At 55.1% G+C, this 15,340-nt stretch carries 14 protein-coding genes; 3 read left to right on the top strand and 11 right to left on the bottom strand.

Annotated features, from left to right (window positions below):
* Positions 1-23: 23 nt before the first annotated feature.
* Positions 24-1,490 carry an alpha-L-arabinofuranosidase C-terminal domain-containing protein gene (locus tag QEH53_RS14380; protein WP_345785726.1) on the bottom strand — a complete coding sequence of 489 codons (1,467 nt, stop codon included), beginning with the start codon at positions 1,488-1,490 and terminating at the stop codon, positions 24-26.
* A 747-nt stretch (positions 1,491-2,237) separates the two neighbouring features.
* Here QEH53_RS14380 and QEH53_RS14375 point away from each other — a divergent pair.
* Complete coding sequence (locus QEH53_RS14375) at positions 2,238-3,446, top strand: phosphoribosyltransferase family protein (protein ID WP_309023906.1); 1,209 nt, start codon at positions 2,238-2,240, stop codon at positions 3,444-3,446.
* Positions 3,447-3,497: 51 nt separating this feature from the next.
* Here QEH53_RS14375 and QEH53_RS14370 read toward each other — a convergent pair whose 3' ends face one another.
* The 9 genes from QEH53_RS14370 to QEH53_RS14330 all read right to left on the bottom strand — a co-directional run bounded on the left by QEH53_RS14370 (position 3,498) and on the right by QEH53_RS14330 (position 11,747).
* Entirely contained in the window at positions 3,498-3,683 is a 186-nt protein-coding gene (locus QEH53_RS14370; protein ID WP_309023905.1) for a hypothetical protein, read from the bottom strand.
* Positions 3,676-4,227 carry a hypothetical protein gene (locus tag QEH53_RS14365; protein WP_309023904.1) on the bottom strand — a complete coding sequence of 184 codons (552 nt, stop codon included), beginning with the start codon at positions 4,225-4,227 and terminating at the stop codon, positions 3,676-3,678. The genes QEH53_RS14370 and QEH53_RS14365 overlap by 8 nt, the downstream gene beginning before the upstream one ends.
* A gap of 56 nt (positions 4,228-4,283) precedes the next feature.
* A complete protein-coding gene (locus QEH53_RS14360; RefSeq protein WP_309023903.1) occupies positions 4,284-5,996 on the bottom strand; it encodes a response regulator in 1,713 nt (570 codons plus the stop codon).
* Between the two features lie 190 nt (positions 5,997-6,186).
* Positions 6,187-6,786, bottom strand: coding sequence for a phospholipid scramblase-related protein (locus QEH53_RS14355; RefSeq protein WP_309023902.1), 600 nt, complete (start codon positions 6,784-6,786; stop codon positions 6,187-6,189).
* A gap of 154 nt (positions 6,787-6,940) precedes the next feature.
* Positions 6,941-8,029 carry an AI-2E family transporter gene (locus QEH53_RS14350; RefSeq protein WP_309023901.1) on the bottom strand — a complete coding sequence of 363 codons (1,089 nt, stop codon included), beginning with the start codon at positions 8,027-8,029 and terminating at the stop codon, positions 6,941-6,943.
* Positions 8,030-8,351: 322 nt separating this feature from the next.
* Entirely contained in the window at positions 8,352-8,942 is a 591-nt protein-coding gene (locus QEH53_RS14345) for a YceI family protein (RefSeq protein WP_309023900.1), read from the bottom strand.
* A gap of 13 nt (positions 8,943-8,955) precedes the next feature.
* The gene (locus QEH53_RS14340) at positions 8,956-10,041 is read right to left on the bottom strand and encodes a 3-oxoacyl-[acyl-carrier-protein] synthase III C-terminal domain-containing protein (RefSeq protein WP_309023899.1); all 1,086 of its coding nucleotides are present in this window, start codon (positions 10,039-10,041) and stop codon (positions 8,956-8,958) included.
* An 18-nt stretch (positions 10,042-10,059) separates the two neighbouring features.
* Positions 10,060-11,157, bottom strand: a complete 1,098-nt coding sequence (locus QEH53_RS14335; protein WP_309023898.1) for an NAD(P)-binding protein — start codon at positions 11,155-11,157, stop codon at positions 10,060-10,062.
* Positions 11,091-11,747, bottom strand: a complete 657-nt coding sequence (locus QEH53_RS14330; protein ID WP_309023897.1) for a hypothetical protein — start codon at positions 11,745-11,747, stop codon at positions 11,091-11,093. Before QEH53_RS14330 ends, QEH53_RS14335 begins: the two co-directional genes overlap by 67 nt.
* A 164-nt stretch (positions 11,748-11,911) precedes the next feature.
* On the opposite strand from QEH53_RS14330, the gene QEH53_RS14325 reads away from it, so the two are divergent.
* The gene (locus QEH53_RS14325) at positions 11,912-12,328 is read left to right on the top strand and encodes a DUF1801 domain-containing protein (RefSeq protein WP_309023896.1); all 417 of its coding nucleotides are present in this window, start codon (positions 11,912-11,914) and stop codon (positions 12,326-12,328) included.
* 47 nt (positions 12,329-12,375) lie between these two features.
* Entirely contained in the window at positions 12,376-13,437 is a 1,062-nt protein-coding gene (locus QEH53_RS14320; RefSeq protein ID WP_309023895.1) for a tRNA-dihydrouridine synthase family protein, read from the top strand.
* 47 nt (positions 13,438-13,484) lie between these two features.
* Here QEH53_RS14320 and QEH53_RS14315 read toward each other — a convergent pair whose 3' ends face one another.
* Positions 13,485-15,338, bottom strand: a complete 1,854-nt coding sequence (locus QEH53_RS14315; RefSeq protein WP_309023894.1) for a DUF2264 domain-containing protein — start codon at positions 15,336-15,338, stop codon at positions 13,485-13,487.
* Between the last annotated feature and the right edge of the window lie 2 nt (positions 15,339-15,340).

The following is a 15,340-nucleotide window of genomic DNA, read 5'->3' as shown; positions in this document are numbered from 1 at the left end:
GAGCTAAAACTAAACCAGCGAACTTAGTCCGCAAGTTCCAAGGTCACGAGCGACTTGGCCGGTAACTCGATCGTGAGCGTCCCCTTCTTGACCTTCGCACCGGAAAAAAGCTGGGGTACCAGAGTATCTGGAGCATCGAAGGTGTTGTGGGTGTTCATGGCATCAGCGGTCAGGATACGTCCAGAGACCACCCGCTTGAGAGTGTTTTCACCGAGTGAGACTGTAACCGTGCGGCTTTGATTCGGATCGATATTCGTAAGGCTTAGATGGATACGTCCTTCCGCATCAATCGAGGCGGTACCGCTCAGCGCCGGCAAGCTTTCGCCATCGCGCTCGTACTCGCCACGATCCAGTTCGAAAGGCAAAGCAATCGCGTCACGATGCACCTTATACATGTCAAATGTGTGGTAGGTCGGCGTGCGAAGCATGCGCTCTCCGTCCGTGAGGATCATGGCTTGCAGCACGTTGATCGTTTGGGCGATGTTCGCCATCTTCACACGGTCGAGATGCTGGTGGAAAATATCGAGGGTTACCGAGGCAGTAAGCGCGTCCCGCAACGTGTTTTGCTGATAAAGGAAGCCCGGGGTGGAACCTTCCTCCTGCTCGTGCCACGTTCCCCACTCGCCAACGATGAGCCAGACGCGTTTTTCTGGATCATAGGTGTCCATGATTGCCTTGTGATTGGTCAGGAGCTCATCCATCTCCATCGCTCGTTCCATCAGGCGAAACCAGCCGCCTTCGTCAAAATTTACCGCTTGTCCCTTGTGAGTGGTCCAAGAGCCATCGAGGGTGTAGTGGTGCAAATCGATCCCGTCGATCCGATCCCCAGCCCGCTCCATCAAAACTTCCGTCCATACATAGTCGTTTCCAGCTGGACCAGTCGCGATTCGGAAAGGACTCACGTCGCCATATCCGTGCAAGAAAGTTGAATACTGGCGATAGAGGTCCGCGTAAAACTCCGGACGCATGTGCCCCCCACACCCCCAGCTCTCGTTCCCCACTCCGAAGAAACGTACATTCCACGGTTCTTCGCGGCCATTCTCCGCACGCCTTTTCGCCATCGGGCTCTCACCGGGGTGATTCAGGTACTGCCACCAATTGGCCATGTCTTCGACAGTGCCGCTCCCGACGTTTCCGACCACGATGGGTTCCGTCTCGAGCTCGGCCACAAGGTCCATGAACTCATGGGTCCCCACTGAATTATCTTCCGTGACGCCGCCCCATAGGTTGTTCACGACGGTCGGGCGCTCATCCTTTGGCCCCACGCCGTGCTCCCAAAAATAGTAGTCCGCGAAACATCCACCCGGCCAACGCAGGTTCGGAACGCCCAGCTCCTTCATCGCTGCAACCACATCGTCCCGTATGATGTACTGGTCAGCCGAATCTTTCTTCCAAAAACCGTCGTAAATGCCGCGACCGAGATGTTCGGCGAAATGCCCGTAGAGGTGACGGCTGATTTGACCATTGTCGCCCGTGGCGTCGATGGTCATTTCGTGGGAGGGCTGTGCGGCGAGGGTAGTAGCCAGGCCGAGGGCGGGTAGCAATAATTTGGGTAGGGTCATAATGATATGGGGTTCGACGACTGCGAAGCGCGTCGATGTACATGCTTTAAGTGGTTACGATGGAGTCCGGAAAAATCAATTCCCAGAGAATTTGTTAGAGCTTTTGGGACTGGTGCCAAAGGGTCTATGACAAATCAGTAAATCTGACTGGCTCCCCCGCTTTCGCGAGTTTCAAAAGCCGAAACGGACCTTTTGAGCAAAATAACTGAACAACTGCGACCAGAAGCCCTTCGTAACGTCAGATTTACACCAACAAGGGAACAAGCGAACCCTGAAACGCAAAGGGTTCCCCTCTCGACGCGAATTCACCCGCGCGCAACTGGGCTTGCCAAACCGTGAGCAGACGCCCCCCGTTCCCTCGCAATCTGGGGTATCCAGAATCAAATTACCTATCTTTCACTTGTACGCCCTAGTGAGGGCGAGGTCTACCAAGTTTGCTCTTCTATGGCCATCATTCGATCAAATCGCCTATGCCTCTGCCCTACGCGCACACACACGTCAGGCCCTTCTAAACCTTCGTTGCTGAAAACACGCATCCGCCGCGCACGGATAGAGAAGATCCTTTAATCCGAGAAAAAGACTCGCACTCGCCCCTATCCAAGGCTTGATCATTGGACTTTCGCGGACAATCTCCGCGGACCACTTTCTCCCTTCTCCCGTTCTCGATAGTTAGTAGTGAAATTCTTGGATCCGAAATACATCGTCGTCGGTAATTCATCGGACGACCCCTTCGCAATCGACGTCGCGTATGGCATGGGCCAGATCGAAGACGTCGCTGACAAAATCAGCATGAAGCGGTTCGCTAACACCGAGTTCTGCCCGCGCTTCATTTCCGACGAAACCGACTTCGAGAATATCGGCCGCAAGATGGAGGGAAAGTCCATCATCATCGTCAGCGCCAGCAGCTTAGGCATGAGCCGACAAAGCCTCGCCATGCGAACTTTCATGATCGCTCGGGCCGCCAAGGAAAACGGCGCCGCGGAAGTTATCCTCGTCGAGCCAGACCTTTTTTACAGCGCCCAAGACCGCGGGCCTCGCCCCGAACTCGGCAACACCGCCCACTCCCGAGACAACAAGGATCTCAAGAAATTCGACGGCCAGCCCTTCACGGCCAAGCTCTACGCTGAGCTCTTGAAACTCTCCGGAATTGACGCAGTGGTCACCGTTCACAATCACTCAAAATCGGTCCGCAGCATGTTCACCGAAGTCTTCGGCGGACGTTTCCACGATCTCATTCCCTACGAAATCTACGTCGACTACTTCCTCAACTCTGACATTGTGGAATACGGGCACGAAGGCGAAGGCCTTGCCCTCTGCGCTCCGGACAAGGGGGCTCGCGAATTCGTGAAGGAAATGTTTGCTCGCCTAGGACTGTCAAAAGCCAAGTTTGTCCTGCTTGACAAGGAGCGCACCGGTGAACGCGAGGTGCAGATCAAGCTGCACGCAGAAAGCGAAACTACTTTCGAGGACATCCGCGGCCACGATATCTTACTCTTCGACGACATGGTTCGTACAGGGTCAACCGTGGTGAAGTCCTGCCAATTCCTGAAGCAGATCGAGCCGGGTAAGACCGTGTTCGCGGTCAGCCACTTCTACGCCAGCGAGGAGGGCCGCGTAAAGATGGCCAACACCGCGATCGACGAGATCCTTACCCTCAACACCATTCCGACCATCCTCAACAGAGACGTGCAGGGCCGCCTCCGCAAAAAGCTAGTAGTGCTAAAGATTGAGAAGTGGCTAGCCCTCAATCTCTGCCGCATCCTCGACCTAGCGGAACCGAAAGGCGAGGACGAGAGCCTCTACCAAATCGATATGTCTTCCAAAAACTCCCGCTGGAAGCGTAAGATCTGGCTCAGCGAACAGCTGCGTACGCTGCACAGCTAGGTGCGCTTCCAAATGCCTCCTCCTTTAATGAGTGGATTGAAAGAAACTCGCTCAGCCTTGATTCGGTCCGTCTGAGGCGCCGCGGCTCTCCGCATCGCCCGACTGTTTCCGTTCCTTCTCTTTCTCGCTGTCTTTCGTCTGCTTTATCATCTCCTTGCGAGCTAGCACGGCGACCACAACGATCAGAACAAGCCCGAGCAAAGCGGAAAATAAAAAGCTCACGACGTTTTCAAACATTGGAATTGTCGCCTCCTACGAGATCAAGTTCACCGTAAACTTCATCGAAAGGAACCCAAGTATCGTTCGCTAGATCGGGCTCGTTGAGCCGGACGATGTTCATGCTGACCTGCAGCTCCTTCAATGCGGTTTCGAAGCGGCTCTTGGTGCAACCAAACCGCTCCATCGCTTCGCGGCGGACCTCCGCTGTCGTCCCGGGACTCAGACGAACGATTTCAAATACCTGCTGAGCGAGCGGTTTACAGGCAGAAACTGGACGCGCGTTTCTAGGATGATGAATCTCCTTGAGATAACGCATGCTCATCAAGGCTGCATGTCCGCCCTTGATTTTGCCATAGTATACGTCGTCCGGATACAAGGTCGGCAACTCGATCTTCCATTGCCAGACGGCTTCGGTGCGAGCTCCCCATTTGGTGCGGCCACCGCTACGGTCCGGCAAATCGACCGCATCCCAAAACGAACGAACACCTGGCACCTTATCGCTGAAGATCGCGCATATCCCAACTTCTTGGATAAAGTCATACGCATCTTCTATTGTCGTCACACCGGCCATCGAAAGTAAGAAAATGCCATTCCCTAGAAAGAGAAAGGGAAATCCGCTCAAGCCAACTCCATCACCTTGCGGAGCGAATCGAGCATGATTGGCTTGGGCAAGTAGTCGTTCATCCCGACCGTCAAGCACTCGTCTCGGTCGTGCTCGCTCGTGTACGCGGTCACACCGACTATCGGCACCTCCCGGTTGATTGAGCTGACCTCGCCTGACCTCACGATGCGAGTCAGGCTGATACCATCCATCCGAGGCATTTGCACATCCATCAAAACGATATCGTAAGGATACTCCGAGAGGAGCTCACGAGCTTCTATCCCATTTCGAGCAGAATCGGTATTCACGTATCCAAGACAATTTGCCATCGAGCGAAGCACCTCTAAATTAATCTCATCGTCTTCCACAATGAGAACTCGAGATGCGGCTTTCTCGTCCGGCGAAACCCGTTCGTCCGCTGAATGGGTGGGGGTTATCGCATTGTTGAAAGTGAGGCTGATAGAAAAGACTGTGCCAGATTCGCCGCCACTTCGACAGGTGATGGCACCTCCCATGGCCTCGACCAATCGCTTTACGATCGCGAGTCCCATGCCAATACCACTCCTTCCCCCATCTCGATCTTTGGCAACCTGTCGGAAAGGCTGAAAGATCGATCGTTGATGAGCCTCATCGATACCAATTCCCGTATCCGTAACATCAATAAATAGCTTAGACGACTCACTGTCTGCGCGCGAGAAGGCTCTGACGTGGGCACCTCCCTTTTCCGTGAACTTGAGGGCGTTTTGCAATAGATTGCTTAATACCTGGCGCAAGCTGATCGGATCGAAGAAAACCGAAACAGGATCGCCTTCCCAGCTGAACCCCAGATCCAAGCCTTTTTTACGGTACATCTCCTTGAAGCTCCGTACCGTCGACTCCAGTACCGCAAAGGGATCACCAGGCTTGTACCACCGTCGAAGATCGCCGCTCGATAGGTGGGAATACTCAAGCACGCTGTCGATCAACCCTTTCATATGCTGACCGCTTTCTTCGATCGTGTTGGCGATTCCTTTGATTTCGCTTCCGACTTCTCGTCTCGCCAGCAACTGGGCGTAACCCATCATCGCGTTTAAAGGCGTGCGAACTTCATGACCCATCATTGCCAAAAATTCGCTCTGCACCCGCTCAGCTTCCACCACAGCCGCCTTCGAACGCTCCAGCTCCTCCCGTAACTTTAAAGTTGAGACTGCGCTAGAAACAACTTGGGCAAATTGACAGAGCAAAGGACCTGCGACCTCGTCGACGCTCGCCGTCCCTTCCGGCTCGGCCACTCCAACAAACCCTACGATTTCTGCATTCATCAAGATTGGAGCCGTCAGCGAAATGCCCAAACCCAAAAGCCGAGATGCAGAACCGGAACTATCCGACGATAGTTGGATATAGTGCGGCGACTCCATCCATGCATCCTTCAGACTCCGGAGGTAGCCCGATTTATCTAGTAGCCGATAATTTTGCACCGCCTCTGAGTTTTTTCCAAAGCAATCTCCGAGAGACCCCACCGCAAAGGTACCGTCCTTGTCCAACAACCAAACGGCCACTCGGCGAAAGCCTAGACTCTCTCCGGCGCGCATGGCTGCTTTCTGCAACAGATCGTCGATGTCTACACACTTAGCTAGTATAGCAGCGATTCCGGGTAGCTTTCCTAACCTTCGAGCAAGCAATCCGTGTTCTGTGTCCAGCAACCTGCTTTCGGAGGTGACAGCTTGGACTAGCGACGGTTGCTCGGACATGAGAGTGGATTCGAAATTTCAAACGGGCGCTAGCTCGATTAGCCTGCTCGCCCTGCCCACTTTCGTGGAGTGAATTATTGATAACAAAAAATCTCTGTTTTTCAAACGAAGTAATCCATGTCTTATTATCAGACCCTTGGGGAATCAAGAAAGGAGCGGCCCCTCGGCGATAGCGAAGACCTAGGACCGCCTACTCCTTGAGCACCATATCGATACACATCACCGCCGCAATGATGAGCCTGCGCAACGGGTGATCCGCCTCGAGCGAAGGGTTAATTTGCAGCATGTAATTGTCAGCCGATGTGAATAACTCTTTTCCGAATCCAGACCATTTTTTACTCACATGCCCAAATTCCACACCGTCGATTCCAAAAGAAAAGTCCCAGCCAGTCCACTTGCCCTTCAACGAACAGAGAACCTCTCCTTCCGCTGAGAACACGTCGAACTTGCCGCCGATTGATAGAAACTTCTGCTTGAAGCTACCCAATAGAGCTCCGCTCCCATCAAAAACCTCAACATTGGAAAGGAGAAAGGAAACGCCTCGCTTGATCTCGATGACCGTCTCTCCACCCGGCTCTCTAATTTCAATGTGAAACGGTGTCATCCGCTTGTAGTCGGTAAATCGCAAGAGCTTGGTGAAGCCACCCAGCTTTTCCTCGCGACACTCCAACACCAATGCGCCCGTCGCCGGATCGTACATGTCGAAATTGTTCGCAGCCTTGAACATGCCGACATGCTCTTGGACCACGAAACTGTTAAGGGAGAGAGGAGAGCTCGCTTGGGGTTCCATACCCTCGCATGAAAACGCTCCTCCTGCTTTCCCGCAACTCGCATTTGCTATGCGAGAGCAAACTGGAGGTGCGATCAAAGTTGCCTCGGAAAACCATCTCGGCGAAGAGACGATCTCCGCATGGTCGGCGTTAGAGGTTCAAAAAGCCGTACCCCTAGGGATTGGTTTCCAGTTCACCTTTTGGTTCGAGCCGCTCACCCAACACATCCTCCACGTAAAGCATCTTCACCAGCACAAGGGCCACAGCGACGATCGGCGTCGCCAACATCAACCCCAAACCACCCAAGACAGCGGCGAACACGACCTGCATCACGAGAAGCAGCGCAGGCGGCATTTCCACTGCTTTCTCTTGGATCAAAGGCGTCAGCAAGTTGCTCTCCAGAACCTGGATAACCACATACAAAACCAACACCCACCAAACCTGTAGTTCCGGATTCGATACAGCGACAAGAGCCGGTGGCACCACCGAGAGGACAGGGCCAATGTTGGGAATAAAGCATAGCAAGGCCGTCAGCATAGCCAGAGCCAAGGCGAGGTCGAAACCCAGCGCCCAGAGGCCGATACCGGTGGCGACTCCCAAGATCGTCATGTCGACGATCCTGCCGACCAGCCACATGAACAAGGTATAGCTCGACGCATTCAAAGCATGGCTAATCCGTGAACGATTACGTTTCGGAAAAAGCAAAGCCAAACCGTCCCTATACATTTTCGGATTCGCGGAAATGAAAAGCGCCAACGCGATCACCAGCACGCTATCCACCAAAAAGCCGAAGGTCGTGCCCACAAAGCCCAAGGCTTGCATAGCGATTTTCTGAGGCGTCTCTGACATCCCCTCGCCATTCGCGACCATGTTTACGAGCTCCCGACTCCACTCGTACTCGCGAAACTTGCCCTCCACCGTATCCAGCATCGAAGGCAACCGTTCGAACAGTTGGTCGAACTGACCCGAGATGGCAGGACCCAAATACCAGAAAATCCCCACTAACACCGCAAAGCAGCCCAACACGGCCAAGGTCAAGGAGACTAGGTGCGGCCAACCCGTTTTCGCAACGATCCACCGAGCCATACCGGTCCAGAAGCTCGCAATCAAAACTCCAGCAAACAAAAGCAGAAAGTAGTGCAGCGCGGCTACAAACAGATAACCGAGCAATAGCACAAGTGCACTGATACTCGCGACGATCATAGTCGTCTTCGCGACATTCGACGCATCGATATCGCCGGAGCTCTTAATACTATCTCTCATTCGTTATTCCGCCAACCGAGCTTTCCCAATCCTATCGTTTACCTTCAAGCCGGTCGAGGATGATTAGCATAGCAAGTGCCACTCCTTGCCCCCCTTCTATCATTCACTTCCTTAGCGCCTGAGAAAGCAGCTCTAAGAGCAGTCAAGTATCGCCCCAATCCCGATTGGGAACCAGTTCATTGCCGGCAACCCCAGTGGCGAGGCTACGGTTTCTGATCGGCCCAAACATAGAAGCGAGACAGGGCACCGGAGTGCAATATGTGGTTCATACTGTGCACATTGCCACACTCTCCCCTATCGAAATCAGGGCTTGCCCGCTGCTCTACACCTCTTCGTCGGGCGCGCTCTCCAAAACTCCTCGCGCCTCGATGGTGATCGTCAGTTCCGGGCCGATGGGTATGAAAAAAACGCGCAATAGCGGCAGGTCCCAATCGCGGTAGTCGATGGTCGCCTCGGCTAGCAATGCACTACCCGCTCCGTCTTCCTCCAGTGAATACACAAACTCCACCTCCCGCCTGACGCCGTGCAACAACAGCGTACCCACCGCTACCTTGACGTCACCTCGGGACTCGATTCGCACGAGCTCGAAGCCCCCATCGGGAAACCTATCCACCTCCAACCACTTCCAAGTCCTCTGATCCCGACTCTCTCGACCGCTGGTCAGGTCCGAGTAAAGGAAACGAAATCGTGCGTCACTAAGCTTCCGCTCGGCAGGGGAAAGAGATACCCAAGCCGCGAACTCCTCGAATTCGAAAGCCACTGGAGCCAGCCCCATCGCCGCCGATCGGATTTCGATCTTCGAACGATCGTAGTCGATCTCGAGAGACCGCTCATTCTCGGCCAGTCCGAAATGGGACAGGCAAACAGCGATCCCTAGCAAAGCGAAACGAAAACGAACAGTTAAACGCATCATAGCGAAGCAGAGGTCAGTCGCAGGTAAGACGAAAGCTATGCGCCGCAAACCCCGCTCCGAAGGAGCTCAGCCATAGATCGCCTGGCGCCTCGCCCTTCGCGTCACCATTCTTCAAATACGCTTCCAGCGCAAACATGACTGAGGGGCTGCTCATGTTGCCATAATCCCTCAAAGCCGCTTTGCTCGGCGAAAGGTCGTACTCGGGCAATCTCTCCTCGATCGCCAATAGAACGTCGCGCCCTCCGGTATGCGTAATCACTTGTCGGACCCGACGGTCGTGCCGCCGTTCGAGAGAACGCCTGAAGAGCCTCTCGACCGCTTCGCCTACCTTTTGCGGCACGCTGCGGTGAAGCCGATTACGCAGCTTCCCTCCCTGGTTTTCAAAGCGCAGGATCTGCCGTTGTTCGGGCAGGTGCAGCGTATCGAAGTCGAACGCTCGCCACCCTGGCCCGCCATTCGCCTTCCCGTTCCAAATAGAGGCGGACGCGCCATCCCCAAAAAGACAAGCGCTCACGAGGACGCCTGGATTATCATCGACATAGAACGCGGCCGAACAGATCTCCACCGCTACAACCGCTACGCGCAAGGTCTCGTCACCTGCGATCAAACCGGCCGCGTTGCGTAGACAAGGAATCGCAGCCCCGCAGCCTTGCCCCACTATATCGAGCAAGTAGGCATCGTCGCGCAGTCCCGCTTGTTCCGCGACGTGGCTCGCCACTCCCGGACAGATATAACCAGTGCAGGTACACACGATGAGAACGTCCAGTTCGTCCGGCTTCAGGCTTGCCTGCTCCAACGCGTCGAGCAGCGCCGTCGTCGCCAACTTTGGTGCCTCACGCTCGAAAGCCCTGTTCAAACCCTGCGCATCCATCTCTAAAAGCTCGTTCAAATCCGTCAGCGCGAAGTGACGTTTGTCCACGCCGTTCTCCCCCGTAAGAACTTTCTCAACGATAAAGGCGGACCGAGGACGCAGCAGCTGCGGCATTTTGGAATCTCGATACAAATTCCAGACCTCCGCTTGGCGAAAGCTCGTGGGTGGAACGTGGTTGGCTAGCGATTGTAGATACATATTTACGTCTTCAATAATTGGGTACGCCATGCGTTCCCCAGCGTGAATTTAGGTGTGTAGAAGTTGAAAGATCCGCTCAAAAGGAAGCAGGCGTGAGGAAGTGGAAATTCGAAATGCCGCTTGGCCCATCCGACGATAGAGAAAAGGATGCATCGCCCGCGCCGTCGCAAGCCGCCGCCGAAAACGACGCCGTAAGCATCGGTCTACCAAACGCTCTGCCTCGATCCAAGACAGCTCGCCGCGGGCGTAGCGTAGCACCGGATACAATGCGTCAGCCGCCCCCTCGAACGCCATCGCCATACCGTCGCCGGTGAAAGGGGGGATTAGGGCAAATGCGTCCCCGATTCGTAAGCCGAGGTCCTTCTTCGGCATCACGCCAAACCCGAGTCCCGCCACCGAACTAGCGCTCTCAACGTCTAGTTCACACTCGACCAGGCGCTGAGCGAGCTGGTCCAACCCGCTCGCCCGCAAGGAGTCGACCAGGATCGACTGGCGGCCCCCGCCCTTAAACCCGCGACAGCGAAAAAGTCCACACACGTTAACACGCCCGTCCTCCACGCAAGAGGCGCCGACATAGGCGTTCTCGGCCAAGTGAACCTCTAGGTCGCTCTCCAACCCTAGCCCCTCGCAATGCGCTTTCAGTCCTATCCATTGCCGTCCCTCGCGACGACGACCCGTCGCCCAAACCCAGCCCTCGCGCGTTTCGGCTCGATCGGACACCCGGCTTTTTGTTTCCAGCTGCCCGCCAGCATCCTGAAAAAGCAGGGCCAGCCGCTGGTCGAGCAAATGGCGTGAGATCCCGAGGGCGGCACTCGGCAGCCGATCCCTGCGAAAGACCTTACCGTCGAGCAGCCATGCGACGTTGCGATGCGGGATTGCGTCAGCCAACTCCTCGACGATCCCCAACTTTTCCATGGTCCCTTTCGACAATCCTGCGATAAATTCGCCGCACACCTTGTGCCGCGGATAGCGCCCAGCTTCGAGAATGGCTACCGGCACATCATGGCGCCGCAGTGCTATCCCCAGCGAAAGGCCCGCGAGCCCGCCACCTACGATCTTGATAGTACGTACCCCTTTCCTCATGACGGTCCGACGCGCCACGCCGCCATCAGGTATTGTCCACGCAAGCCGGTCTTGCAGGACCATCGCCAGTCTTCCTTCGTCAAACCAAGCAAATGCGGAAGCTCATCGCCTAAAAAGCCAGCACGAATGCTCACCTCCCCATCGTTGCGAGAAACATGCCCCATCCTACCCAGCAACGAAAGCGCTCGAAACTGCGCTACGTGACAATTTCGTCGTGCCGGCTCGCAAAAAAACAACTGGTTTGCCGCAACTCTCATGCGACGCCCCATCTGCCCCAAAACCTCATCTGGAAACTGATGCAAGATGAGGTTACCAAAGATCGCATGATAACCTTCGTATCCATCAAACACCTGCAAATCCTCTCGTATCCATTTCCGGCCATCATCCCAATCTTCGGGGGGTGGACAAAGATCCAGTCCATCCAGTTCGATTGGCACGCCTCCCCTACGCAATCGACGCACCAAATCACCCGAACCAGCCCCCAGCTCCAAAGCTCGAACCCTAGGTTCGAGCCGACGGCGTGCCTGATGCGCCAGCCAGCGGTAATTTCCCATCAGCCAGTTAATCGTCCGCAACTCCCTGCGGTTTTGCAACGCGTCCGGATGATCGTGTGGAAGAGAATCCAGGATTTCGGGTCTTACAACGCGCAACATTGAGACCCACGGTAGCAAGTCTCGCGCTACCGTCAACGCCACTCGAGCGATAGCAAAAAGCAAACTCGGCCCGGCATACGCAACGCGGAAGCAATGCCTGTTGCTGGTGGATCACCAGCAAGTTCCCCTCGCCACCGACGACCTCCGCCTCGTAAGTTCAGCAGATGGCCGAGCTCAAAACTCAGAAAAACACCAAAAGCGTTACCGCCTTTCTTAACTCCATCGAAGATCCTCAAAAGCGAAAGGACGCCAAAACCCTCTGCCGCTGGATGAAAATAGCCTCCAAGCAAAAGCCAGCGATGTGGGGCGACTCTATCATCGGCTTCGGCAGCTACCACTATCGCTACGCCAGCGGCCGCGAAGGCGACTGGTTCCGCATCGGCATCTCGCCCCGCAAACAGTACCTGTCCCTCTACATCCACGCTGGATTCGACGCTCATCAAGGCCTCTTGCAAAAACTCGGCAAGTACAAGCCCGGCAGCTGCTGCCTCAACATTAAACGCCTCGCCGACATCGACGAGACCGTCTTGCAAGAACTCATTGCCAGAACCGCCAAAGCTCCGATCTGCTCCGAAACGTAATTTCACCCTTCACTTTTCGCTCTTCCCACTTCATCACCCCCGCCTTCATGAGCGAACTAACTGCCAGCAGAGCCCAAACACCCCTGCCTGCCCCTATCGAGGCCGGCCAGCCGCTCACTGCCCTCGCGCCCATGCAGGACGTCACAGACAAGCCGTTTATGGCCGTCATCGCTGGCTGCGGCGCTCCCGACTATTTCGTTACCGAATACTTCCGCGTGCACGTCCAGTCTCGCCTCGAGAAGCACATCCTCGAAGCCGTTACGGAAAACCATACCGGTCGCCCCGTTTTCGCTCAAATGATCGGCGAGGATATCTACCACCTCACCCGTACCGCAAAGGATCTGCAAGACCACCCTATCGCGGGCGTCGACCTCAACATGGGCTGTCCCTCCCCCACTGTGTACAAGAAGCAATGCGGCGGCGGACTCCTACGCGACCCGCAAAAAGTCGACCAAGTTCTCGGCGCCCTGCGCGAAACCGTCCCGGGTCTCTTCACCGTCAAAATGCGTATCGGTTTTTCCGATACTAATAATTTCGACGCTGTGCTCGATCTGGTAAACAAGCACGACGTCGACCTCCTCAGCCTGCACGGACGTACCGTCAAGGAAATGTACCGCAGCGAAGTCCACTATGACTTCATCAAACGTGCCTGCGAACGCATCAAGTGCCCTGTCTTGGCTAACGGCGACGTCACCTCCGCCACCAAAGCCCGCTGGGTACTCGACTATACCGGCGCCGCCGGCGTGATGGTCGGTCGCCACGCTATTCGCAATCCTTGGATTTTCCGCCAAATTCGCGAAGACCAAGCTGGACTTCCCGTATCCAAAATTCCACTCCACCAAGTAAATCGCTACATTAAAGAGCTCTACGCTGCTGTCGCCAAACCACACGCTCCAGAGCAAACACAAGTTAACAAAATGAAGAAGTACCTCAACTTCGTCGGCCAAGGAGTGGACCCCGAAGGCAAGTTTCTCTACGAGATGCGAAGGGCAAAAACCAAACAGCAGCTCTTCGACATTTGCGATCGCCACATGCCCGAAGACGGCGACCAACTCTTCGCCGACGAACCCTACGCCGGCGTAATCGCCCGTCCCAACTGCGAAAGCTAACCCGCAGCCCTCGCCGATCCGTAGCTCTGAGCGCTTCGAAAAAGTCCCTACACCTGCACTTCCCAATCCCCCAATAACGGATGCTCGAGTTCGAGGTATCCACTTTCTATTGACAGAATCTTCCAAGGCTTAGCTGCCTCCGAATTGGCTCCTGCGTAGCTCAAGCTCGCAAGAGAAACGGATTTATGTGGAGCCAGTTTCTTCACCAGCAAACCTGTTACGTGCAGCGGCGCTTGAATACTGCGGCGCGGTCCATCCGCTTCGTTCGATCGCTTGTCGAAGTCTACCGTTTCGTAGCCCATTACCGATTGCAGCACGATCGCCTTTTCGTAAGTCTTGGCCTGCACCAAATAGGCGTCACGGTCGAACAGGATCGATTGATCCTCCGAGTAGCTCAATGGGTATGAACCAAACCGAAGCTTGACGTCCTGACAAGAGGAGCATCGGTGCACCGCGAGCTGCCAGTCACCCTTCCAGTAGAGCCGAGTCTCCACCGTCACTTGCAGACCGTCCTGTTTGCCACCTAAGCTGTACATGCAAGCCATTCTGTCGCTTTCGAGAACGAGCGGCACTGTGCCATGGCGGCCGTAAATCAAGTCGCTCCCCTGCATCTGAGCCGTCAAAGATCCATCAAGTGGATACTGGTCTGAGCTTGCTGGAAGCGTAAACCCCCAACCCGTTTTGTAGCTCAGTCGGCCCCACTTGTGGGCGCCAAAGCGGGTATTGGAAGAGCCGATCTGCGTCCCTGCATTGATAATCTCTGACGAGCCATTCACCTTACGAACAATCAGCTTAGGCCCCTGCAGGGTAACACTTGTGTCGTTTTCGGCAGGATCTGGCTTCGTTGACCAAAACGGGTCTTTAGGCGAGAGCAACAAAGGGGCAAAGCCCTTGGCCGCCCAATAGGGCGATCCGCCGCAGGAATAGCTTTCTGTCAAAGCGGGAAACTCATCGACCCAACCGAGCGACAAGCAGCCTTGGCTCTGTGCGATCGGCCTTTCCAAAAAGAAGGAAAGATTTCGGGTACAAAGCTCGCGCGATTCGGCCGCGCCCAAGGGCGACACCCCAATCTGGTAAGCGAGAGCAACGGGAGCTGTAGCGTTGAAACGGTATGTGATCGACCGACCAAACGCAGGGTGCTCTCCGCTTTCTGCGAAGAACATTGAGTAGTTCTGCAGGAACACACGAGTCCGCTCAGCAAAGCGTTTGCTCCGGGCACGGTCCTTTTCGCCATAGAGCTTGATCCACCACATTGGATAATAGTGCCATGCATAAGCATTGTAAAAATCGAAAGCCTGGTTGCTGCCATCCATGTACCAGCCATCGCCGGCGTACATCTTCTCGAGCTCCTCGAAGTACCAATCGATGGCAGCTCGATAGCTTTCGTTCTCACCCCGTTCCGCTGACAAGAACTCCAACAGAAATACGCCAAAGAACAAGTGGTTGTTCCAGTGGTGGCCGTTTCCCGCGTCCGATTCCAGCCAAACCAAAATTTGATCGCGCTCAGTTTCTGAATACGAATCCCATAGCCAAGATCGGCTCATCTCAAAAGCGATCCCCAGCAACCCCATCTCCACAGAGTGCTGACGATAGTTCGTAGAGTATCCAAAAAACTGATCGGAGACGGGGTTCGTTCCCAATAGCAAAGCTTCGCGGAACCAAGCCTTCGCTTTCTCTAGCAATTCCACGTCCTCGTCTTCATGGTAGCTTCGCAAGGAAGTTTCCCAATGACAGAACAAAAGAAACGGGCGGGCAAAGGCCTCGAGGCGATCCGCATCGAAACAATGATCGCTCGCGTTCCCCTCGATTGGTAGGTAAGCCTTGCCTTCCTCGCCAAGTAGCAGGAGCGGCTCAAGCAGAGTACGAGCTGCATTTTGCCAGTAGCGAAAGGTCGCTGGCACTG

It is taken from the genome of Pelagicoccus sp. SDUM812002 (genome assembly GCF_031127835.1).
GTDB lineage: Bacteria > Verrucomicrobiota > Verrucomicrobiia > Opitutales > Opitutaceae > Pelagicoccus.
Note: the sequence above shows the minus strand (reverse complement) of the source record. Positions and strands in the feature narration are given on the sequence as shown.